This is a genomic window from Streptomyces sp. NBC_00433 (assembly GCA_036015235.1).
Classification (GTDB): Bacteria; Actinomycetota; Actinomycetes; order Streptomycetales; family Streptomycetaceae; genus Actinacidiphila.
This window is the reverse complement of sequence record CP107926.1, coordinates 5,003,009-5,024,272: the sequence shown is the minus strand read 5'-3', so window position 1 is coordinate 5,024,272 and position 21,264 is coordinate 5,003,009. Positions and strand designations below refer to the sequence as shown.

General features: G+C 73.6%; 18 protein-coding genes and 2 pseudogenes. 7 read left to right on the top strand and 13 right to left on the bottom strand.

Annotated features, from left to right (window positions below; genetic code table 11):
* Positions 1-29: 29 nt before the first annotated feature.
* Together OG900_21545 and OG900_21540 are read left to right on the top strand one after the other, a co-directional pair.
* Entirely contained in the window at positions 30-935 is a 906-nt protein-coding gene (locus OG900_21545; GenBank protein WUH92436.1) for an NAD(P)-dependent oxidoreductase, read from the top strand.
* 62 nt (positions 936-997) lie between these two features.
* Positions 998-1,603: a GNAT family N-acetyltransferase gene (locus OG900_21540; GenBank protein ID WUH92435.1), complete on the top strand. Its 606-nt coding sequence runs from the start codon at positions 998-1,000 to the stop codon at positions 1,601-1,603.
* A 102-nt stretch (positions 1,604-1,705) separates the two neighbouring features.
* On the opposite strand, the gene OG900_21535 is transcribed toward OG900_21540, so the two are convergent.
* Positions 1,706-2,356, bottom strand: coding sequence for a hypothetical protein (locus OG900_21535; protein ID WUH92434.1), 651 nt, complete (start codon positions 2,354-2,356; stop codon positions 1,706-1,708).
* A 163-nt stretch (positions 2,357-2,519) separates the two neighbouring features.
* Here OG900_21535 and OG900_21530 point away from each other — a divergent pair, with 163 nt between their 5' ends.
* Together OG900_21530 and OG900_21525 are read left to right on the top strand one after the other, a co-directional pair.
* Complete coding sequence (locus OG900_21530) at positions 2,520-3,536, top strand: winged helix-turn-helix domain-containing protein (GenBank protein WUH92433.1); 1,017 nt, start codon at positions 2,520-2,522, stop codon at positions 3,534-3,536.
* 263 nt (positions 3,537-3,799) lie between these two features.
* A complete protein-coding gene (locus OG900_21525; protein ID WUH92432.1) occupies positions 3,800-5,023 on the top strand; it encodes a S8 family peptidase in 1,224 nt (407 codons plus the stop codon).
* 73 nt (positions 5,024-5,096) lie between these two features.
* Here OG900_21525 and OG900_21520 read toward each other — a convergent pair whose 3' ends face one another.
* A complete protein-coding gene (locus tag OG900_21520) occupies positions 5,097-6,041 on the bottom strand; it encodes an AraC family transcriptional regulator (GenBank protein WUH92431.1) in 945 nt (314 codons plus the stop codon).
* 133 nt (positions 6,042-6,174) lie between these two features.
* Between OG900_21520 and OG900_21515 the strand changes: the two genes are divergently transcribed.
* Positions 6,175-7,017 carry an NAD(P)H-binding protein gene (locus tag OG900_21515; protein WUH92430.1) on the top strand — a complete coding sequence of 281 codons (843 nt, stop codon included), beginning with the start codon at positions 6,175-6,177 and terminating at the stop codon, positions 7,015-7,017.
* Positions 7,018-7,253: 236 nt separating this feature from the next.
* Here the strand turns inward: OG900_21515 and OG900_21510 are convergent, their stop codons facing one another.
* The 4 genes from OG900_21510 to OG900_21495 all read right to left on the bottom strand — a co-directional run bounded on the left by OG900_21510 (position 7,254) and on the right by OG900_21495 (position 10,820).
* A complete protein-coding gene (locus tag OG900_21510) occupies positions 7,254-7,874 on the bottom strand; it encodes a response regulator transcription factor (protein WUH92429.1) in 621 nt (206 codons plus the stop codon).
* Positions 7,871-9,154, bottom strand: a complete 1,284-nt coding sequence (locus tag OG900_21505) for a sensor histidine kinase (GenBank protein WUH92428.1) — start codon at positions 9,152-9,154, stop codon at positions 7,871-7,873. Before OG900_21505 ends, OG900_21510 begins: the two co-directional genes overlap by 4 nt.
* Positions 9,112-9,870 (bottom strand): ABC transporter permease, encoded by a 759-nt coding sequence (locus tag OG900_21500; protein WUH95869.1) that lies wholly within the window; start codon positions 9,868-9,870, stop codon positions 9,112-9,114. Before OG900_21500 ends, OG900_21505 begins: the two co-directional genes overlap by 43 nt.
* Positions 9,871-9,968: 98 nt before the next feature.
* The gene (locus tag OG900_21495) at positions 9,969-10,820 is read right to left on the bottom strand and encodes an ABC transporter ATP-binding protein (GenBank protein WUH92427.1); all 852 of its coding nucleotides are present in this window, start codon (positions 10,818-10,820) and stop codon (positions 9,969-9,971) included.
* 174 nt (positions 10,821-10,994) lie between these two features.
* Between OG900_21495 and OG900_21490 the strand changes: the two genes are divergently transcribed.
* Positions 10,995-12,446, top strand: coding sequence for a DUF2252 domain-containing protein (locus tag OG900_21490; GenBank protein ID WUH92426.1), 1,452 nt, complete (start codon positions 10,995-10,997; stop codon positions 12,444-12,446).
* Positions 12,447-12,557: 111 nt separating this feature from the next.
* Here the strand turns inward: OG900_21490 and OG900_21485 are convergent, their stop codons facing one another.
* From OG900_21485 to OG900_21455, 7 genes and pseudogenes are all read right to left on the bottom strand, one after another.
* Entirely contained in the window at positions 12,558-16,595 is a 4,038-nt protein-coding gene (locus OG900_21485) for a molybdopterin-dependent oxidoreductase (protein WUH92425.1), read from the bottom strand.
* A gap of 164 nt (positions 16,596-16,759) precedes the next feature.
* Positions 16,760-17,224 (bottom strand): annotated as a pseudogene (locus OG900_21480) (DJ-1/PfpI family protein).
* Positions 17,225-17,394: 170 nt separating this feature from the next.
* A pseudogene (locus tag OG900_21475) lies at positions 17,395-17,469 on the bottom strand (RdlA protein).
* Positions 17,470-17,539: 70 nt separating this feature from the next.
* On the bottom strand, positions 17,540-17,863 hold the full coding sequence (locus OG900_21470; protein ID WUH92424.1) for a hypothetical protein: 324 nt from the start codon (positions 17,861-17,863) through the stop codon (positions 17,540-17,542).
* A gap of 197 nt (positions 17,864-18,060) precedes the next feature.
* Positions 18,061-18,603: a chaplin gene (locus OG900_21465; protein WUH92423.1), complete on the bottom strand. Its 543-nt coding sequence runs from the start codon at positions 18,601-18,603 to the stop codon at positions 18,061-18,063.
* A 130-nt stretch (positions 18,604-18,733) separates the two neighbouring features.
* Entirely contained in the window at positions 18,734-18,973 is a 240-nt protein-coding gene (locus OG900_21460; GenBank protein WUH92422.1) for a chaplin, read from the bottom strand.
* A 276-nt stretch (positions 18,974-19,249) separates the two neighbouring features.
* Positions 19,250-19,660: a rodlin gene (locus tag OG900_21455; GenBank protein WUH92421.1), complete on the bottom strand. Its 411-nt coding sequence runs from the start codon at positions 19,658-19,660 to the stop codon at positions 19,250-19,252.
* A gap of 375 nt (positions 19,661-20,035) precedes the next feature.
* Here OG900_21455 and OG900_21450 point away from each other — a divergent pair, with 375 nt between their 5' ends.
* Complete coding sequence (locus OG900_21450) at positions 20,036-21,256, top strand: glycosyltransferase (GenBank protein WUH92420.1); 1,221 nt, start codon at positions 20,036-20,038, stop codon at positions 21,254-21,256.
* Positions 21,257-21,264: the final 8 nt, after the last annotated feature.

The window sequence follows — 21,264 nt, the reverse complement described above, 5'->3', positions numbered from 1 at the left end:
CACGGCCCCGCGGAAAGGACCCGACGACCATGCTCAGAGCCGGCTTCCTCGGACTCGGCGTCATGGGGCAGCCCATGGCCCTCCATCTGGCACGGCACATGGCGGGGCGGTCCCCGCTGACCGTGTGGAACAGGACACCCGCCAGGAGCGAGCCGCTGCGGGACGCGGGCGCCCGGGTCGCGGAGACGCCCGGCGAGGTGCTGCGGGAGAGCGACGCCGTCTTCCTGATGCTGGCCGACGGCCCCGCGATCGACGCCGCCCTGGCGCGCGGCACCGAGGCCTTCGCCGGGCAGGTCGCCGGCCGGACGCTCGTGCACATGGGCACCACCTCGCCCGGCTACTCGCGCTCGCTGGAGGCCGACGTGCGCGCGGCGGGCGGGCACTACGTGGAGGCGCCGGTGTCCGGGTCGCGCGGGCCGGCGGAGGCCGGGCAGCTGGTGGCGATGCTGGCCGGTGAGGGGCCGGCGGTGGAGGCCGTACGGCCGCTGCTGGCGCCCATGTGCCAGGAGGCCTTCGACTGCGGCCCGGTGCCGAACGCGCTGCTGACGAAGCTGGCGGTGAACCTCTTCCTGATCACCATGGTCACCGGGCTCACCGAGGCCTTCCACTTCGCCGACCGGCAGGGGCTCGACCGCGACCGCTTCCTGGCCGTGCTCGACGCCGGGCCGATGGCCAGCACGGTGTCCCGGGCGAAGGCGCCCAAGCTGCGGGACCGCGACTTCGCGGTCCAGGCGGCCGCCCTGGACGTGCTCAAGAACAACCGGCTCATCGCCGAGGCGGCCCGCGAGGCCGGCCTGGCGTCGCCGCTGCTCGACGCCTGCCACGCGCTCTTCGGCGAGACGGTGGCGCTCGGCCACGGCGGCGGCGACATGGTCGCGGTGCTGCACGCGATCGAGGCCCGCACCGCCGGGGCCGGGCATTCCGGAAGGGCTTAGGCTGCAACCGCCTTACGGAAATGATCAGTTGATACGAGCAACGGACAGGCGGAGGACAAGCGATGGGTGTGGCGATCCGACGGGCCGGACAGGACGACAGGGCGGCCGTGACCGATCTGCTGGACCGGGTCTTCCGGGACGACGCGGTCAGCGGCTGGGTCTTTCCCGACCCCGCCGACCGGCGTGAAAAGCACGGCGTGATGATGGGTGCCTTCCTGGACGCCGCCCTTGCCGAGGGCTACGTCGATGTGGCGGTGGACGGCTCCGCGGCGGCGCTGTGGTTCTCCATACCGGCCGGCGGCCACCCGGCCGACGAGAACGGGCCCGCGGAGCTGCGCCGTACCGTCGACCCGGCCAATGACCGCGTCGAGGCCATCGGCCGGATCCTCGACGCGGCACATCCCAGGGAGCGGGCGCACGAGCACCTGATGCTGATCGCGGTGGACGCCACCGCCCGCAGCCAGGGGCGCGGCACCGAGCTGATCACCTCGGTGCTCGCCCGCTGCGACCGCGAGGGCCGCGCCGCCTACCTGGAGGCCAGCTCCCTGCGCAGCCGCGCGCTCTACGCCCGCCTGGGCTTCGTCTGGTCCGGCAGCACCGTCGACCTCCCCGACGGCCCGCAGATGTGGCCGATGTGGCGGGACCCGATGCCGGTGCAGGACGCCTGACGGCGCGGCACAGGGCGACGAAGAACGGCACAGGGCGACGAAGACGTGCGGCGCGGCACATTGCCGAGCCGCCCGTCTGCGCCCCCGGCGGGTACGCGCGCCTCAGGCCAACGTCTTGCAGATGTCCTCGTACGGCCCTACCAGCGCCAGCAGCGTGCCGGTGGTCTTGCCCGCCACCGTGGTGATCTTGACGGACATGAAGGTGCTGGCCACGATCCACTGGTTGTGCGGCTGGGAGCCGGTGTGGAAGCCGGCCGACCAGTCGTTGCCGCTGAGGATGAACGAATTCGGATCGGGATACGTGATCACGCCGGTGCCGGAGATGTCGCGCTCGACGGACTTCCCGGTGGCCAGGTTGGTGACCTTCATGACGAGCGGGCCGCTCTCGATCGCGAAGACCGGGTTGCCGTCGGCGTCGCTCCAGGTCCTGGTGGTCAGGTCGCTCACCGGGAAGTCGGCGTGCGAGGGAAAGGCGCACACCGCGCCCGCGGCGTAGTCGAACGGCTCCTGCACCGGGTGGGTGACGACGGGCCCGCTCAGGCCCGCCACGCTCGCCGGCACCCCCGGCAGGGCGGGGACGCCGCCGCCGGGAGCCGCGGCACTGGCGTCGGCCGGCACCGCGAGCAGGACCGCGACCGCGCCCGCCACCAGGGCCGCGCTGCCGACCCGTACCGAAGCCCGCACCGATGTCCGTACCGAAGCGCGCGCCATGTCCCGCGTCCCGCGCTCCTGGACCTGCTGCCGTGCTCTCATCCCGCGTCCTCCCGTCCCGTGCGGCGGCCGCTTGACCAGCCGTCAGGGCGCGGCGCCCCGATCGCCCCCCGTGCACTCGGGGGCGCCCCGCGCATCCACCGTGCCGTGTAGAAATGACTACGGCGACACGTTTCGGCCCTGGTCGAAGCAAATGGGGGAGTCCGTGCGCATCCACTTCACGCTGACCGACCTGGCCCGCACCCGGATAGCGGGCCGCCCGAGCCCGCTGGCGGTCACCACCTTCAGCGCCTTCCGGCTGACGCAGCGCGCCGGGCCGCCCGGCCTCGACGGCTGGCGGTGGCTGGTGCGTGCGGGCCTGGCGGCGCCCGAGCCCGCCGCGGCCCAGGAGCCGCCGCGGGAGCCGTACTTCGCGCAGCTCGCCTCCTGCGACCCCGCGCACCCCGTCCCGCGCTTCCTGCGCCCGCACATCGGCCTGCAGACCCTGGACGAGGAGCTGGAGCGGCTGCTGAGCACGCCGCGGCAGGCGCTGCGCGCCGACCTGGAATACGTCGGCAGGCACCGCCCGCTGCCCCGCTGGACGCGGGACCTGGCCGACGGCGACCGGGCCGCGGCGGACCGGCTGGCGGCGGCCGTGCGCGCCTACCACCGGGTGGCCGTGGCGCCGTACTGGCGGGCGCTGGCCTCGACGCTGGCCGCGGACCGGGCGGCCCGCACGCGGCAGTTGGGGGACGCCGGCATCGAGGAGGTGCTCGACAGCCTCGGCCCCGGGGTGCGCTGGCGGCCCCCGGTGCTCGAGATCCAGACCACGGCGGAGATCGACTACGACTACCACCTCGCCGGGCGCGGCCTGGTGCTGGCGCCGGGCGCCTTCAGCTCGTACGTGCCCTGCGACCCGGACGAGGAGCAGCCGACGCTCTACTACCAGGCGGCCCCCGGCGGCGACCGCCACCGGCTGCTCACCCCGCTGGGCGGCCCGTTCGGCGGCCTGGCCGCGCTGCTCGGGCACAGCAGGGCGGCGGTGCTCGAAGTGATCGCCGACGGTGTGACGACCGGCCAGCTGGCCCGCAGGGTCGGCCTGTCGCCCGCTTCCGCCAGCGAGCACGCCTCGGTGCTGCGGCGGGCCGGTCTCGTCGCCACCCGGCGCAGCGGCCGGTCGAGCCACCACACCCTCACCGCGCTCGGCTCCGAATTGCTGCTGCACGCGGCCGCCGAGCGCTGACGCCGCCTTGCGCGCGGAAGCCCGCGGCACATTGCCGGGCCGAACCGCGTGCGCGCCCCCGTACACCGGGATCCGCGGCACATTGCCGCGCCGCGGGCCGTACCCCGTAAGGCCCCGCCCTCTACGCGGATGCCGAGCCCATTCGGCTGACACCGCCCGCCTCGTACGTGTGTCGGGTCCGACGCCGTGGGTGATCGTCAGATCGTAGGTCCGCCCGCGCCCTTGCGTGGACGCCAACGATCGCCACCCTCCCGGAGCCCGACATGCGCTTCCTCGCGCGCGGCCTATCCGCCGCGGCACTGGTCCTCGCACCGCTGACCGCGGCCGGCACCCCCGCCGTGGCCGCCATCCCCCTGCCCACGCCCGCCGCCGCGCTCGCCCCGCTGCGCGTCCACGACGACGCCATCGCGGGGCAGTACATCGTCACCGTGCAGAAGGCACTCGACCCGTCGGCGATGGCGCAGAAGACCGGCCTGAAGCCCTTCTTCACCTACAGCAGCGCGCTGCGCGGCTTCGCCATCACGCTCAACTCCACGCAGCTCGACGCGGTCCGCAGGATGCCCGGCGTCGAGGGCGTCGAGGAGAACGCCACGGTGAGCGCCTACGACCTGGCGGGCACCACCGGCGCCTCCGCGCCCGCGGTCGACGACAGCGGCGTCAGGGCCGCGGCCGCCACCTGGGGCCTGGACCGGATCGACCAGCACGACCTGCCGCTCGACCGGCAGTTCACCACGGTGCGCAAGGGCGCCGGCGCGACCGCGTACATCATGGACACCGGCATCGACTTCGGCCACAGCGAATTCGGCGGGCGGGCCGTGCCCGGCTTCGACGCGATCGGCGACGGCCGCGACGGGCAGGACTGCCAGGGCCACGGCACGCATGTCGCCGGTACGGTCGGCGGCGCCACCTACGGTGTCGCGCCGCAGGCGAGCCTGGTCAGCGTCCGGGTGCTCGACTGCACCGGCAAGGGCAGCTGGGCCGGGGTCATCGCGGGCTTCGACTGGGTCACGCAGAACGCCAAGCAGCCCGCGGTGCTGAACGCCTCGCTCGGCGGCGCCTTCTCCCCCGCCGTCAACGACGCCGCCACCGCGCTGGCCGACGCGGGTGTGCTGCCCGTGGTGGCCGCGGGCAACAGCTCCGCCGACGCCTGCGACGTCTCGCCCGCGAGTGCCACGGGCGCCTTGACCGTCGGCGCGAGCGACTCCGGTGACCAGCAGACGGGCTTCAGCAACTTCGGCAAGTGCCTGACCCTCTACGCGCCCGGCCAGGGCATCGTCTCCGCCAAGCTCGGCGGCGGCAGCGTCTCGCTGGACGGCACCTCGATGGCCAGCCCGCACGCGGCCGGTGTCGCGCTGCTCTACAAGGCGGAGAACCCCTCGGCCAGCTCGGCGGACGTGCGCAACTGGGTCGCCGGCCAGGCCACGGCCGATGTGCTGACCGTCAGCGCGGGCTCCCCGAACCGCCTGCTCTACACCGGCGGCCTGTAGCCGCCGGTGCATTCCCGCGCTTTCCGCGAGCCGCCTCGTCCCGACGAGGCGGCTCGCGGCGTACGCGGCCCCTTCAGCCGCCGGCCGCCGCGGACCTGCGGTAGCGGCCGGGCGCGATGCCGTACTCGCGTTTGAAAGCCTTGGCGAAGGCGAATTCCGCGCTGTAGCCGACCTGTTCCGCCACCACCCGCAGCGGTGCGTCGCCGGACAGCAGCAGCCGGCCCGCGGCCGTCATACGCCACCAGGTCAGATACGTCAGCGGCGGTGTGCCCACCAGGGCGGTGAAACGCCGGGCGAACGCCGAGCGCGACAGGCCGCCGCGGGCGCCCAGCTCCTCCACCGTCCAGGCGCGGGCCGGCTCGGCATGGATCGCTTCGAGCGCCGGGCCCACCACCGGGTCGGTCAGCGCCGTCGCCCACCCCTGCCGACCCGGGCCCCGCGCCTCCTCGGCCGACCGGTCCGCGAGCCAGGCGCGCAGGATGTACAGCAGCAGGGCGTCCACCAGGGCCGGCACGATGCCGTCCCTGCCGGGCCTGGGCTCGTCCAGCTCCGCGCCGAGCAGGCCGATCGCCGCGTGCAGCGCCGGGTGCCCCTGCGGGCTGCACGGCAGGAGCAGGAGGTCGGGCAGCTCGGCCATCAGCGGGTGCGGCCGCGCCCGGCCCAGCGGATAGGCCCCGCACAGCAGCAGCGTGCGCGGCCCGGGACCGTCGATCTCCACCCGGCCGATCGTCTGGCCGGGCTCCCAGCCGCTCGGCACGAAGTCCGTCAGCGCGGTCGCCGGATCGTCCGCGAGGCTCATCGGGCTGCCATGCCGCAGGAAAACGGCGTCACCAGGGCCGAGCCGTACGCTGCCCGCGCCCTCCGGCGGCAGCAGCCAGCACTCGCCCTCGAGGACGACGTGGAAAGTGGCGCCGCCGACATCGGGGAAGCGCAGCCCCCACGGCGCGCGGACCTCGGTGCCTGCCGACCGCGTCCGGCCGGTGCGCATGGCGGCGAGTGCGTCGGCCAGTACGTCCATGCGCGGCATTTTACGGCGGCGGCGCCGTCGCCACAGGACGCACGGACATGAATCCCGGATTCTGCGGCATTCATCATCCGAAGCTCGGTACATAGTGTCGTCGTCGCAAGGCACACGCGAAGGAGCTGACGTGATGAACGTGCTGGTGATCGGTGCCACCGGGAAGAGCGGCAGGCCGGTGGTGGACGCGCTTGCCGCGCGGGGCGCGAAGGTCCGCGCGGCCAGCCGCACGCCGGGCGCCGCGACGGCCGCCGGCGTCGAGCCGGTCCGCTTCGACTGGTCCGACCGCTCCACCTGGCTGCCCGCGCTGGAAGGGGCGGAAGGCCTCTATGTCGTCGGCCCGGTCTGGCAGTCCGAGCCCGAGCTGCTCATGCACCAGCTGCTCGCCGACGCGGCCGACATACGGCGCGTGGTGCTGCTGTCCGTGCTGGGCGCCGACCGGTTGCCCTCGCTCGTCCCGATGGCGAGCTGGGAGCACGATGTGCGGATGTCGGGGCGGGAGTGGACCGTGCTGCGGCCCAACTGGTTCCAGCAGAACTTCGGCGGGGCCTTCGCCGAGGGGTTGCGGGAGCGGGGCGTGCTGGAGCTGCCCGCGGGGGACGCGGCGGTGAGCTTCGTCGACACGAGGGATGTCGGGGAGGTCGCCGCGATCGCCCTCACGTCGGGCGGACACGGCGGCCAGGTCTACGACCTGACGGGACCGTCCGCGCTCACGCACGGCGAGGCTGTCGCCGTCCTCGGCCGCGGGGTGCGCTTCGCGCGCTCTGGGGGTGGTGAGCTGCGGTACGTGGCGCAGGATCCTGCCGCGTTCGCGGCGCGGCTCCGGCAGGGCGGGGTGCCGGCGCGGGCCGTGGAGTGGCAGCTGGCCCTCTTCCGCGTGCTGCGGGCCGGTGGGAATGCGGTCGTCTCCCCGTCCGTACGGGACGTGACCGGGCGGGCGGCCCGGTCCCTCGACGCGTATGCGCTCCGCGCGTGAGGGGGTGCCATACGGTGCCACTCCCTGCGGGGTGCTGTTCCGGACTCCACACTTGCGCTGTGTGGGTGGCTTGTCGCGCAGTTCCCCGCGCCCCCAGGTGGTTGCCACTTGCGGTGGCGTTGCTTTCTCCCCCGCCGGGCCGCAGGCAAGCACCGCACCGCAAGGGGCCATCACCTGGGGGCTCGGGGAACTGCGAGCGCGACCACGGCGGCGGGGCAGCGGCAGCCCCCTCATGCTCAGAGCAAGTCGTACCGCATGGCGGAAGTCACCGCAGCCGTGCGGTCGGTGACGCCGAGTTTCGTGAAGGTGCGCAGGAGGTGGGTCTTGACGGTGGACTCGCCGATGAAGAGCCGGCGGCCGATCTCCGCGTTGGTGCAGCCGTCCGCGACGAGGCGGAGGACGGCGGTCTCGCGGTCGGACAGGTGGGGGCGTTCGGGGCGGACGCGGAGGCGGTCGACGAGGCGGGCGGCGACCGAGGGGGCGAGGACGGTCTCGCCGCGGGCGGCGGCCCGGACCGCGTCGGCGAGTTCGCCGCGGGCGAGGTCCTTGAGGAGGTAGCCGGCGGCGCCCGCTTCGACGGCGCGGAGGATGTCGCCGTCGGTCTCGTAGGTGGTGAGCACGATGACCCGGCAGGGCAGCCCGGCCGCGGTCATGCGGCCGATGGACTCGACGCCGCCGCCGTCCGGCATGCGCAGGTCCATCAGCACGATGTCGGGCAGGAGTTCGGCGGCGAGCGTCTCGGCCTGCGGGCCGCCGGCGGCCTCGCCGACGACGTCGAGGTCGGCCTCGGCATGGAGCATCGCGCGCAGGCCCTCGCGGACGACGGGGTGGTCGTCGGCGAGCAGGATGCGGATCACGGGGTGCTCCTCGATGCGGCCGCGAGCGGCAGGGTGACGGTGATCGCGGTGCCGCGGCCGGGCGCGCTGTCGACGGCGGCGGTGCCGCCCATCTCGGCGGCCCTGGCGCGCAGTCCCGGCAGCCCGTAGCCGGTGCCCGGCGGCCCGGCGGTGTCGAAGCCGCGGCCGGTGTCGCGTACGGCGATCCGCAGGGTGTCCTCGGCGTACCGCAGGTCGAGGGCGACGGGGACGGCGGGGCCCGCGTGGCGGCGGGCGTTGGCCAGGGCCTCCTGGCAGCTGCGCAGGGCGACGACCTCGACGGCCGCGGGCAGGGCGCGTACGGGTCCGGTGATGTCGACGGTGGCGGCCGCGCCGGTCTGCTCGGTGTGGCGGGCGGCGAGGCGGCGCAGGGCGTCGGGGAGTGAGCCGCCGTCCAGGCCGGCGGGGGCATTGCCGGCGACGAGGGCACGGGCCTCGGCCAGGTTCTCCCGAGCGGTGCCTGCCATGAGGGCGAGGTGGCGGCGGGCCAGCGCGGGGTCGTCGCCCAGTTCGGTCTCGACGGCCTGGACGAGCATCAGGATGCTGGTGAAGCCCTGCGCGAGGGTGTCGTGGATCTCCCGGGAGATCCGTTCGCGTTCCGCCAGCGCGCCGCGTTCCGCGGACAGCCGGGCGACCTCGCCGCGGCTGGCGTCCAACTCGGCGACCAGGTCGGCCCGTTCGACGCTCTGCTCCAGGACGCGGATGATCCAGCTGCCGACGACCGCGGAGAAGGCCAGGGTGACGACGGCGAAGACGGAGTTGTAGTAGAGGTCGTGGGTGTCGGGACGCCGGACCAGCGCCCAGGCGGCGACCGGGGTGATGTTGACGACCGCGACGGCGGTGAGCGCGCCGCGCACCCGCAGCAGCATGAAGCACTGCGGTACGAGGGCGAAGGTGGCGAGCCGGGTCTCGCCGACGAGCGCCGCGGGGGGCAGGAAGAGCAGCACCAGGCCGACGAGGTAGCGCACGGCGGGCCGGGTGCCCGTGGTCCTGGACTGCGCGACCAGCAGCGGGCGGCCGACCCACGCGTACCAGGGCACCGGCAGGCAGAACAGGCAGGCGGCGACGACGCGTACGCCGATGCCCGGACTCTCCGCGGCGAGCGCGAAGAGCACCGTGCCGATCCACACGACCGCGAAGTAGACGTCCCAGGGCAGGAAGGTGCGCTCCCAGACGTGCCCGCCGCGGGGGCCTTCCGCGGCGGGCCGGGGTGTCCCGGTCAGCCGTCGCTCCGGCTCTTCCAGCGGAAGGTCAGCATGCACAGCACCAATCCTCCGACGCACCAGGCGCCCAGCACCAGCGCGATACGTCCGAATTCCCAACTGCCCGCCGGTTCCAGCGCGGCGGCCGCGTCCGGCAGGAACACCCCGCGCAGGCCCTGGCACATCCACTTCAGCGGGAAGAACGACCCGATGGTCAGCATCCAGTCGGGCACGGTGTCGATGAGGATGTACACCCCGGAGATGAACTGCAGGACCAGGAAGGGCAGGACGACCACGGAGGTGGCGCTCTTGCCCGACTTGGGCACGCTGCTGATCGCGATGCCGAGCAGCGCGCAGCCGGTGATGCCGAGCACGAAGATCCAGCCGAGGGTGAGCCAGCCGGACGCGTCGGACGGCAGGTCGACGTCGTAGACGGTGGCGCCGAAGACCAGCAGGGCGGCCGTCTCCAGCAGGCCGGTGACCAGCACCAGCCATATCTTGCCGAGGAAGTACGCGGCCGGCGGCATCGGGGTGCCGCGCAGCCTGCGCAGCACCTTGTCGTCGCGTTCGATCGCGATGGAGATGCCGAGCGACTGGAAGCTGGTGGACATGATGCCTGCCGCCGTCATCGACGCCACGTAGTACTGCGACGCGGTGGAGCCGGTGCCGGCCATGTCGTCGTGGAAGATCGAGGCGAAGAGGAAGAGGAAGACGATGGGGAAGGCGAAGGTGAAGACCACCTGCTCGCGCAGCCGGAAGAACATCCGGATCTCCATCGCCCCGCGCAGCAGGCCCAGGCGCCAGGCCCCGGGCAGCCGTGCGGTGCGGTCGTCCCGCACGGGGTCGAGCGCCGTCGCGGCGGCGGTTCCGGCGGTCACTTGTCCTCCGATCCGATGAGCCGCAGGTAGATGTCCTCCAACGTGGGGCGGGTGACCCGCAGTTCGGGTATCTCGCCGTCGAAGCGGCCGGTCAGCTCCGCGACCGTGCGGGTCGGGGTGTCGGTCTCCTCGCTGCGTGCGGTGCCGTCCGGCTCCGCCCAGTGCACGGTCGCCCTGGCCTGCGCGCGCCCGCCGAGCGAGCCGGCCTCGCCCTCCGCGACGACCTTGCCGGCCGCGATGACCGCGAGCCGGTCGGTCAGCGCCTCGGCCTCGTCCAAGTAGTGGGTGGTGAGGACGATCGTGGTGCCCTCGTCGGCGAGGCTGCGGATCAGCGACCAGAACTGCCGTCGCGCCACCGGGTCGAAGCCGGTCGTCGGCTCGTCGAGCAGCAGCAGCTCGGGGTCGCCGATCACGCCGAGCGCCACGTCGAGCCGCCTGCGCTGCCCGCCGGACAGCGCCTTGGTGCGGCTGCCCGCCTTGTCGGTCAGCCCCACCAGGTCGATGACCTCGGCCGGGTCGCGCGGCCGCGGGTAGTAGCGGGCGAAGTGCCGTACGGTCTCGGCGACGGTCAGCTCGGCGGCCGCCGACTGGTCCTGCCACACGATGCCGACCCGCGAGCGCCATCGGCGGTCGGCGCTGTCCGGGTCCTGCCCGAGCACGGCGACCTCGCCGCTGTCGCGGCGCCGGTGGCCCTGCAGTATCTCCACGGTCGTGCTCTTGCCGGCCCCGTTGGGCCCCAGGATCCCGAACACCTCACCGCGCCGGATGCCGAGATCCACCCCGTCCACCGCGTCGACCCCGCCGTACCGCTTGCGAAGCCCCCGCACCCTCACCACGTCGTCCGTCATGGCACCACGATCCCGCGCCCGCGCCCCGCCGGGAACGACCGGGCGGTCCCACTTCCGTCCACCGATCGGTGGACGCGGGTCCCGTCACGAGGTCGTCACCGTACGTGAGGGGCGCTCGCGTGGCGGGGGCCGCGGGTCGGGGTGAGGATAGATGCACCGAAGGGCGGTGGGCACATGCCTGAAGAAGTCCAGGACCCTCTTGGCAATGCCGTCCCGCGCGGCAGCCCCGCCGAGCGTGCCGCGTACGGCAAGGCGGCCCGGCGGCGCGTGCCGCGGTCGGCGCAGGCCCGCTTCAGCCCCGGCAAGAAGCGCTTCGACCCGGTCGGCCTGCTGGAACGGCAGTCCGCTGACCGGCTGCCCGAGCTGGTGCCGATCCGCTACAGCCGCATGCTGGAGTCGCCCTTCCGCTTCTACCGCGGCGCCGCCGGCATCATGGCCGCCGACCTCGGAACGGCACCGCACACCGGGCTCACCGCCCAGCTGTGCGGGGACGCGCACCTGCTGAACTTCCGCCTGCTCGCCTCCCCCGAGCGGCATCTCGTCTTCGACATCAACGACTTCGACGAGACACTGCCCGGCCCCTTCGAATGGGACCTCAAACGGCTCGCGACCAGCCTGGAGATCGCCGCCCGCGCCCGCGGTTTCGGCGCCGAGCGGCGTGCCGCGATCGTCCGCGGCGCCGTCGAGGCGTACCGCGAGCGCATGCAGCTCTTCGCCGGGATGGGCACCCTCGACATCTGGTACGCGCAGGACGACAGCGACCAGTTGGCGTCGCTGCTGCCCAAGGAGCAGCCCGGCGCGAGCGTGCGCAAGCGGACCGGCAAGGCACTCGCCAAGGCCCGCGGCAGAACCACCGCGCAGGCCTTCGACAAGCTCACCCGCGTCGAGGACGGGCGGCGCAGGATCACCCCCGACCCGCCGCTGATCACCCCGCTGCGCGACCTGCTGCCCGACGACAAGCGGGCGCGGCTGGAAGAGGTGCTGCGCGAGCTGCTGCACCGCTACAGCCAGAGCCTGCCGGCCGAACGGCGGCTGCTGCTCGACCGCTTCCAGGTGGTGGACATGGCGCGCAAGGTCGTCGGCGTCGGCAGTGTCGGCACCCGCTGCTGGGTCATCCTCGCGGTCGGCCGCGACGACGAGGACCCGCTGCTGCTCCAGGCCAAGGAGGCGGGGCCCTCGGTCCTGACTCCCTACGCCGGCGCGGCACGCTACGACAACCAGGGCCAACGGGTCGTCGCCGGGCAGCGGTTGATGCAGTCCGCCGGTGACATCCTGCTCGGCTGGGAGCGCGTGACCGGCTTCGACGGCCGGCAACGGGACTTCTACGTGCGGCAGTTGCGCGACTGGAAGGGCATCGCTCAGCCCGACACCATGACCCCCACGATGCTGCGGCTCTTCGCCCGGGTCTGCGGCGCCTCCCTGGCCCGCGCGCACGCCCGCTCCGGCGACCCCGTCGCGCTGGCCGCCTACGCGGGCGGCGGCGAGCTGCTCGACCGCGCCCTGGCGGAATTCGCCGACGCCTACGCGGACCGCAACGAGCTCGACCACCGGGCTCTGGCCGCCGCGGCGGCGGACGGCCGCGTCCCCGTCTCCCCGGACCCCGCCGCTCCTGTCACGCCCGGCTGAACCGGAGACCACCATGGGCGACACCGTCCAGCGGCGGGAGGCCGACGGCTGCACCAGGAAGACCACGGGTTCCGGTGAGACCGCCTCCGCGTGCGCCGCGTGCGCCGGGGGTCAGTAGATGTCGCGGGCGTAGCGCTTCTCGACGGTCAGGGACTTGAGGTACGCGGTCGCCGCGTCGGGGGCGAGGCCGCCGTGGGTGGTGGCGACGGTGTGGAGGGCGACGTCGACGTCCTTGGCCATACGGGAGGCGTCGCCGCAGACGTAGAGGTGGGCGCCGTCCTGGAGCCAGGACCACAGCAGGGGGCCGTGTTCGCGCATGCGGTCCTGGACGTAGACCTTGGAGCGCTGGTCGCGGGAGAAGGCGGTGTCGAGGCGGGTGAGGGTGCCGTCGGCGAGGCGGGCGGTGAGGTCGTCCTCGTAGTAGAAGTCGGTGGCCCGGTGCTGCTCGCCGAAGAAGAGCCAGTTGGGGCCGCGGTGGCCGCGGGCGCGGCGCTCGTCGAGGAAGCCGATGAAGGGGGCGACGCCGGTGCCGGGGCCGACCATGATCATGGGCGCGGCGGGGTCGGCGGGCGGCCGGAAGCCCGGGGTGCGCCTGACGTGCACGGGCACCGTCGTCCCCGGCTCGGCGTCGGCCAGGAAGGGCGAGCAGACACCGCCGCGCGGGCGCCCCTCCGGGTTGCCGTAGCGGACGACGGAGACGGTCAGCGAGATGCGCTCCGGGTCGGTGAGCGGGCTGGACGATATGGAGTACAGCCGGGGCTGGAGCTTCTTCAGCAGCCCGGCCCACTCCCCGGCGCGGGCCTTGACGGCGTATTCGGCGACGACGTCCACCGCCTGCCTGCCCCATGACCACTTGGCCAGCTCGTCCTTGTTGTCGGGCCGCAGGAGCCTCCTCAGCACCCGGTCGTGGGTGCGGTCGGCGACGAAGCGCAGCAGGTCGGGGGTGATCCTGGTGATGTCCAGGTGCCGGTGCAGCGCTTCGCCCAGCGGGACGTCGCCGACGCCGGGGACGGTGACGCCGGTGTGCGCGTCGAGTCCGGCCACGGCGAGCCATTCGTCCACCAGGGCGGGAGAGTTGGCCGGCAGGACACCCAGCGCGTCGCCCGCTTCGTACGGCAGCGGTACGTCGCTGTCGCGGGTGTCGAAGGTGAAGCGGCGTACCTCCTTCGCCGCGCCGGGCAGGCCCAGCAGCCGGTTGCCGGTGAGCCGCGCGGTGCCCCCGGCGGGGCGGCGTACGGTACGGGCGGGCGCGGGCGCGGGCGCGGGCGCGGGGACGGCGCCGGCCAGCGCGCCGAGCACCTGGTCGAGCCAGGCCAGCGCGGACGGCTCGTAGTCCGGCTCGCAGTCCGTGCGCGGCGCCAGGCGTACACCGCCCAGCTCGCCGAGGCGCTCGTCGAGCCGGCGGCCGTGGCCGCAGAAGTCGTCGTAGGAGGAGTCGCCGAAGGCCAGTACGGCGTAGCGGCGGCCGTCGAGGCGCGGGGTGTCGGGCGCGGTGAGGGCGTCCCAGAAGCCGGTGCCGTTGTCGGGGGCTTCGCCGTCGCCGAAGGTGCTGGTGATCAGCAACAGGTCGGCGGCGGCCGGGAGTCCGGCGGGCGAGGCGTCGGCCATGCCGAGCAGGGTGGCCCGGTGTCCTGTCCCGGTGAGGCGCTGCGCCGCGGCGGCGGCGAATTCCTCGGCCTTGCCGGTCTGCGAGGCCCACAGCACCACCACCTCCCGCCCGGCCTGCGGGACTTCGGCGTGCGGTACGGGGGCGGGCGCCGCGGGCAGCCGCGAATACATGCCCGCGAGGGCCCCGTTGACCCACAGCGCGTGCTCCGGCGCGAAGGGCGCGTCGGGCGGCAGCACCGGCACACCCGCCAGGCCGGAGCCGAGGCCCGCCAGGAAGCCCACCAGATAGCGGCGTTCGTGCTCGGCGAGCACGGGCGGCGCCAGGTCCGACACCCCGAAGACGTCGCCGGCGACGGCCTTGTCCCCGGCCGGCAGGACGGACGGCTCGGAAGTCGCCTTCCCCGCGGCCGGTGCGGCGACCCTCGTCAGCGACACCGCGCAGACCTTGAACTCCGGCTGGAAGGAGACCGGGTCGATCGCGTCGCTGGTGACGGCGTTGACGCTGAGGTATTCACCGAAGAGGTCGTTCCAGTGGAAGGGCGCGAAGCAGCACCCCGGCAGCACCCGGTCGGTGAGCACCGCGGGCAGCACCGCCCGGCCGCGCCGCGAGGCGACCTCCACCGGGTCGCCCTCGGCGATCCCCAACTCCGCCGCGTCGCCCGGGTGCAGCTCCACGAAGGGCCCGGGATTGAGCTTGTTGAGCCTGGCGACCTTGCCGGTCTTGGTCAGGGTGTGCCACTGGTGCTGCAGCCGCCCGGTGTTGAGCACGAAGGGGAAGTCGCCGTCGGGCATCTCCGCCGGCGGCACGTGCGGCCTGGCGTGGAAGACGGCCCGGCCGCTGGGGGTCGGGAAGCGCAGCCCGTCGCCCTCGACGTAGCGGATCGGATTGCGGTCGGGTCCGTCGGCGGTGGGCGCGGGCCACTGCACGGGGGTCTCGCGCAGCCGCTCGTACGTCACGCCCCGCAGGTCGTAGCCGGTGACGGGATTCCAGGCCCGGCGGATCTCGTCGAAGACCTCCTCGGGCCCCGCGTAGTCGAACGCGTCCCCGTAGCCCATCGCGCGCGCCACCTCGGCGATGATGCGCCAGTCGGGCATCGCCTCGCCCGGCGGGTCGACGGCCTGCCGGGCGAGGGTGAGATTGCGCTCGCTGTTGATCAGGACACCGTCGGACTCCGTCCACATCGCACCGGGCAGCACGATGTCGGCGTAGGCGTTGGTCTCGGTGTCGGCGAAGACGTCCTGCGTGACGACGAATTCGGCCGCCTCCAGGCCCTCGATGACCGTGCGGCGGTTCGCGACCGAGGCGACCGGGTTGGTGCACATGATCCAGCAGGCCTTGATGTCGCCGTCGGCCATCCGCTGGAACATCTCCACGGTGCCGCGCCCGACGCCGTCCGCCCGCACGGTGCCCGGCGCCAGCCCCCACAACTCCTCCGCGAACGCCCGGTCTTCGGCCACCAGCACCGAGCGCTGCCCGGGGAGCCCCGGACCCATGTAGCCCATCTCCCGGCCGCCCATGGCGTTCGGCTGGCCGGTCAGCGAGAACGGGCCGCTGCCGGGGCGGCAGATCGCGCCGGTCGCCAGATGCAGGTTGATCAGCGCGTTGGTGTTCCAGGTGCCGTGCGTCGACTGGTTGAGGCCCATCGTCCAGCAGCTCGTCCACTCGGCCGCGCCGCCGATCAGCTCGGCCGCCCGCCGGATGTCCGCCTCCGGGATGCCGGTGACGTCGGCGACCGCCGCCGGCGGGTAGTCGGCGAGGAAGTCCGGCATCGCCTCCCAGCCCTCGGTCCAGCGGGCGATGAAGTCCCGGTCCGTACGGCCGGACGCGTGCAGCAGGTGCAACAGGCCGTTCAGCAGCGCCAGATCCGTTCCCGGGCGGATCTGCAGGAAGAGGTCCGCCTTCGCGGCCGTCGCATTGCGCCGCGGGTCCACCACGATCAGCTTGGCGCCGGCCTTGACCCGCTCCATCATCCGCAGGAAGAGGATCGGATGGCAGTCGGCCATGTTCGCGCCGATGACCAGGAAGACATCGGCGCGGTCCAGGTCCTGGTACGACCCGGGCGGGCCGTCCGCGCCCAGCGACAGCTTGTAGCCGCTGCCCGCGCTGGCCATGCACAGGCGGGAGTTGGACTCGATCTGGTTGGTGCCGATGAAGCCCTTGGCGAGCTTGTTCGCCAGATACTGCGCCTCCAGGCTCAGCTGGCCCGAGACGTAGAGCGCCACCGCGTCGGGCCCGTGCTCGTCCAGGACCGCCCGCAGGCGGCGGCCGGTCTCCGCGATCGCCTCCGCGGCGGGCGCCTGCGCGGCCTCGGCGCCGCGCTCCCTCCTGACCAGGGCCCGCTCCAGCCGGCCCGGCGCGGCCAGCATGTCCGCGGTCGTGGCGCCCTTCGTGCACAGCCGCCCGCGGTTCGCCGGGTGCGACTTGTCGCCGACGGCCTTCAGGACGGTGCGGCGCCCGTCAGGACCGGCGCCGATGTCCAGCAGGAGGCCGCAGCCGACGCCGCAGTACGAGCACACCGTCCGCACCGTCGTCGTCCCCACTTGGCGGGTCCTCCCCCCGTGCGGCCCCCGCGGCCGCGCCCGCTCGACGCTACGAACCCGCCATTACGCGGCGGTCACCCCGCGGGCCGCCCGCGGTTACGCCCTCTGCACATAGGGTGCCCACTCCGTGTGAGCCGGCCCCCTGCGGGGTGCTGTTTACGTCCCTACGTGCGGCCCGGTGGGGGCTGAGGTGCGCCCCGCAGGGGGTTAGCGGGGGAGGACGACGAGGTCGCTCGCTCGGAGGGCCGTGACCAGGTCCGGTGGGGCGGACGCGGTGGAGCCGGGGCGTATTCGACGACAAGTTGGATGGCCTCGGCCACGGCGTCGCCGGCGAGGCGGCCGGCCAGGTGGAGGGCGAGGTCGATGCCCGCGGAGACACCCGCGGCGGTGGCGTATTTGCCGTCGAAGACGACCCGGTCCGTGCTCGGGACCGCGCCGAGAGCGGGCAGGTGCTCCAGGGCGATCCAGTGCGAGGCGGCTCGCCGCCCCGTGAGCAGGCCCGCGGCGGCGAGGAGAAGGGAGCCGGAGCACACGGAGGTCGTCCAGGTGGTGCCGGCGTCGACGGCACGGAGCCATTCGATGATCGCCGTGTCGCCGAGGGCCGGCCCGGCGCCCGGACCGCCGGGGACGGTTCAGCCTGGCAGTGCGGCCGGATGGCGGCAATGACGGGTTTCCCACCTTTCCCGCCATCGCCGCCGCGGGCGGGAGGCCGGGAACGGGGCAGGGCCGCCGACGAGGTCGCCGACGGCCCGGGGTGGAGCGGGTGATGCGGGTGGGGCGGGTCGCACGGGGCGGAACGTCAGCCGTTGCGGACGCCGTTGCCGGCCAGGACCGGGATGTCGCTGAGGATGTGCGAGAGCGGCTCGTCGCCCTTGATCATTGAGTGTCCTTTTGCGGTGCGACGACGCGTGGTTCTGGGGGAAGCGCCCGGACGGCCCAGGCTGTCAGGTGCTGACGCCGCTGAGCGGCACCCCGCCGAGCAGCAGGGCGCCGGGCACGGCACCGACGAGGCCGGACTCGGCGACGCCTTGGGCGACCACGGCCGCCCGGCCCACGAGAGCGTCGGCCGACGTGTCGCCCCGGAGGTGATCGCCGGCCTGGGCGAGAGTGCTCAGCGTGGGCGCGGCCTGCGTGGTGTCAGCGGCCTTCTGCAGCGGCTGCTCGTTGAGAATCTGCACGACACCGCCGTTGATGCTGGTGGGCACCGTGCTCGCGCTGTCGGCGCTCGCAGTGTCGGCGAACGCGGGAGCGCCCACGCCGACCGCCATGACGGATCCGACCACAACCACTGCGGCCTTCGAGAACTTCACTTGCCAGCCTTTCCGTAGCGCCGTGTTCCTTCCGGAATGACAACGACCACGTTTTTGAACAGAAACTGTGCGCGGACCCGTCGCCTGACAATCATCCGATAGTGCGGCAACGGCTTGACTTTCCGCACCCGGGCAGAAAAACGCTCAGGAATCGCTCAAGAATTCGCACGCTGTACGCGCGCCGCACGAGTGGAGCGCCGATAGAGCATCGCGCCGCCCATCAGCAGCACCGCGCCCGCGCCCACCGCCGTGCCCACCGCGCCGGACGACGCGCCGGTCTCCGCGAGCTGCGTGTGCACTTCGGGCTTCGGGGCCGGCGGCTCGGCGCGCGGTCCCGGTACCACGGGGGTGGCGGGCACCTCGACGTTCGCACAGGAATTCCCGCTCGCCGCGTTGAGCAGCGCGGCGACGTCGGCTGAGTTGCCGCACACGTTCACCGGCGCATCGAGCGGGAGGCTCACGTTGTTTCCGGAAAGCAGTCCGGGGGAGCCCTCCGCGGTGCCCTGGGCGGTTGCCCCGGGCGAATAGCCGTCGCTCGGCGAATCGGCCTCCTGCGAGTGGACGGCGGCTGAACGGCCCGATTCGCTCGGACCGCCCTGTGCGTCGGAGTCCGCGTTCGCATAGCCTCCCGTCGCGGCGAGAATACTGCTCGCGGCAGCAACGGTGAGCAGACTCCGGTTCAGGATCTGTCGTCGCATCGACTCATTTTCTCCGCTCGTGCAACTCGTACATAAGATGGTGAGGATGACGGGCCGCCCGGGAGTGCCGCGCACTCGGCCGGGCGGGACCTGATCAGGGCGTGGCGCCCGACCGGTTCGACTGCGGTCGTCAGCCGGCGTTGACGCAGGCGCTGCCGAACGCGGGGTTCAGCAGCGCGATGATGTCGACGGTGTTGCCGCACGCGTCGACCGGCACGTGCACCGGCACCTGGATCAGGTTGCCGGAGGCCACGCCCGGGGAGTGCTCGGCGAGGCCGCTCGAGTCGGCGCCGGCGAACGCCGGGGTGGCGATGCCCATCGCGATGACGGTTCCGGCGGTGAACGCTGCGGCCCTGGTGATCTTCTTCATGGTTCTGCTCCTTAATTGTCGGCTGCGGTGGCCTTCCCCAGTCACGGATTTCGTGACGGCGGGACCCCGTTCGCGGGTCATGTGCACCGCGCCGAACGGTCAACGACGTTTGATGCCGATAGGTGACTCCCAACCCCCATTCGGGGCCGTTTATCCACTCGAATGGAGGGCGGGAATCTGTCCAACAGGACGGGGAACGGCTCCGGCCGCCGACTTTCCACCGGCGGTCGCAGCCGCGACCGGCGGGACTGGGCGGGCCCTGCGGCGGCCGTGTGCTCAGTGGTCGGCCGGGCCGTCGCCGGACAGCACCGGGATGCCGTCCAGGACGTGCGACAGCGGCTCGTCGCCCTTGACCTGGCTGGAGTTCTCGGTGCACTGCTGGTTCTGCGGCGAGCTGAGCACGTTGACGTCCGGGACCTGCACCGGGATGACGCCGGCGACCGCGCCGAGGTCGGCCTTGGCCGGGAGCGCGACGCACGGCTTGTTGAGCGAGCCCTGGACCAGGGCGAACGAGGGGCTCATGTAGCGGCCGGTGGAGGTGTTGCCGTAGTTCTGCACGGAACCGTTGCCGTTCGCCGTCGCCGTCTCGTGATCGTCTCCGATGGCCATCGCCTGCGGAGCGCCCGACGCCGAGACGCCTGCGACGGAGACGGCCACCGCGGCCGCGGCGTGGAACTTCTTGATCACGGTGGGTCCTTTCCTGACCGATGGGGGAACGCCCCCGGAAAATGGGTCGAACTGCCCAACACCGATTCGGGAGCTTGGTAATGACGCTTCACCCGAACGGATATTTTCACCCGCGGCCGTCGCCTGGACCAGGCACAGGAGTGAGCGCGTACCGGCAGGTTGACATGACGACTTCCCCCTGCGATGTGATCGTCATAAGAGCTGAAACGGTCTGCCTGTTCGCGCGGCTTACGTGAATTTCGACGCGCCTTCTGCGACGGTGCATTCCTGTTTCCCGGGATTACCTGGCCGACTCGTCGTTCGTTGAGACCACGCAGCCGCCCGCGGGACCGAGTGGCGGGGTTTGACGGGCTCGTAGAGGGAGAACGGCGCGCGATGCCGCAACAGCAGGACGGACTCGCCGGGCTGACGGTGCTGCACATGGCCCAGCCCGTCGAGGGCGGAGTGGCCCGCGTCGTGGCGGACCTGGTCCGCGCGCAGGTACGGGCGGGAGCGCGGGTCGTCGTCGGCTGCCCCGACCCGGTCGCCCGGGGACGGACGGGGGCGCGGGATCCGGTGATGCCGGCGCCCGACCTGCTGCCGGCAGCGGCGGAGCGGGCCGGAGCGCGGATCGTGCACTGGCCGGCCCGCCGCGCCCCCGGCCCCGCGCTCCCCCGCGAGATCGCGGCGGCGGCCCGGCTGGTGCGCGAGGTGCGCCCCGACCTGCTGCACCTGCACAGCGCCAAGGCGGGCCTCGCGGTACGCCTCGCCGTACGCGGCCGGGTGCCGACCGTCTTCCAGCCGCACGCCTGGTCCTTCGACGCGGTCGACGGCGCCACCGCCGCGGCCGCGCGGGCCTGGGAGCGGTACGCCGCGCGCTGGGCGGACCGGGTGCTGTGCGTCAGCGACGCGGAGTGCCGCGCGGGGCGGCGGGCCGGCGTACGCGCCCGCTGGGCCATGGTGCGCAACGGCGTCGACCTCGCCCGCTTCACCCCCACCGCCGACCGCGACGCCGTCAGGGCCGCACTGCCCGCGCTGTCCGACGTCGGGCCGGACACGCCGCTGGTGGTGTGCGTCGGGCGGCTGTGCCCGCAGAAGGGGCAGGACGTGCTTCTGCGCGCCTGGCCCGCGGTCGCTGCGGCACTTCCCGCGGCCCGCCTCGTCCTGGTCGGCGACGGGCCCGACCACCGGCGACTGCTGCTCGGCGCGCCCCCGGGCGTCCTGCTCGCGGGCGCCGCCCGCGACACGGTGCCGTGGTACCAGGCCGCGGACGTCGTCGTGCTGCCCTCCCGCTGGGAAGGCATGGCGCTGGCGCCGCTGGAGGCGATGGCCTGCGGTCGCCCGGTGGTGGCCACCGACGTCAGCGGTGCCCGCGAAGGCCTCCACCCGGTCGACGCCGCCGACTGCGTCGTCCCGGTCGGGGACGCCGCCGCCCTGTCGGCGGCACTGCTGCGGCTGCTCACCGACCGGCCCGTGCGCACCGCCGCGTCCCTGCGCGCCCTCACCCGGGCCCGCGACCGGCACGACGTGGCAAGAGCCGCGGCCGACATCGCGGCGGTCTACGGCGACGTCCTGGCCCTCCCCCACCCCGCCCACTCCCGGCGGCTCCCCCGGTGACCCCCGAG

What these genes read in the sequence shown, in the direction of transcription:
- OG900_21545 (WUH92436.1), top strand. Translation starts at nt 30, where the DNA reads ATGCTCAGAGCCGGCTTCCTCGGACTCGGCGTCATGGGGCAGCCCATG.
- OG900_21540 (WUH92435.1), top strand. Translation starts at nt 998, where the DNA reads ATGGGTGTGGCGATCCGACGGGCCGGACAGGACGACAGGGCGGCCGTG.
- OG900_21535 (WUH92434.1), bottom strand. Translation starts at nt 2,356, where the DNA reads ATGAGAGCACGGCAGCAGGTCCAGGAGCGCGGGACGCGGGACATGGCG.
- OG900_21525 (WUH92432.1), top strand. Translation starts at nt 3,800, where the DNA reads ATGCGCTTCCTCGCGCGCGGCCTATCCGCCGCGGCACTGGTCCTCGCA.
- OG900_21520 (WUH92431.1), bottom strand. Translation starts at nt 6,041, where the DNA reads ATGGACGTACTGGCCGACGCACTCGCCGCCATGCGCACCGGCCGGACG.
- OG900_21515 (WUH92430.1), top strand. Translation starts at nt 6,175, where the DNA reads ATGAACGTGCTGGTGATCGGTGCCACCGGGAAGAGCGGCAGGCCGGTG.
- OG900_21500 (WUH95869.1), bottom strand. Translation starts at nt 9,870, where the DNA reads ATGGAGATCCGGATGTTCTTCCGGCTGCGCGAGCAGGTGGTCTTCACC.
- OG900_21495 (WUH92427.1), bottom strand. Translation starts at nt 10,820, where the DNA reads ATGACGGACGACGTGGTGAGGGTGCGGGGGCTTCGCAAGCGGTACGGC.
- OG900_21490 (WUH92426.1), top strand. Translation starts at nt 10,995, where the DNA reads ATGCCTGAAGAAGTCCAGGACCCTCTTGGCAATGCCGTCCCGCGCGGC.
- OG900_21470 (WUH92424.1), bottom strand. Translation starts at nt 17,863, where the DNA reads ATGGCGGTCGGCGTGGGCGCTCCCGCGTTCGCCGACACTGCGAGCGCC.
- OG900_21465 (WUH92423.1), bottom strand. Translation starts at nt 18,603, where the DNA reads ATGCGACGACAGATCCTGAACCGGAGTCTGCTCACCGTTGCTGCCGCG.
- OG900_21460 (WUH92422.1), bottom strand. Translation starts at nt 18,973, where the DNA reads ATGAAGAAGATCACCAGGGCCGCAGCGTTCACCGCCGGAACCGTCATC.
- OG900_21450 (WUH92420.1), top strand. Translation starts at nt 20,036, where the DNA reads ATGCCGCAACAGCAGGACGGACTCGCCGGGCTGACGGTGCTGCACATG.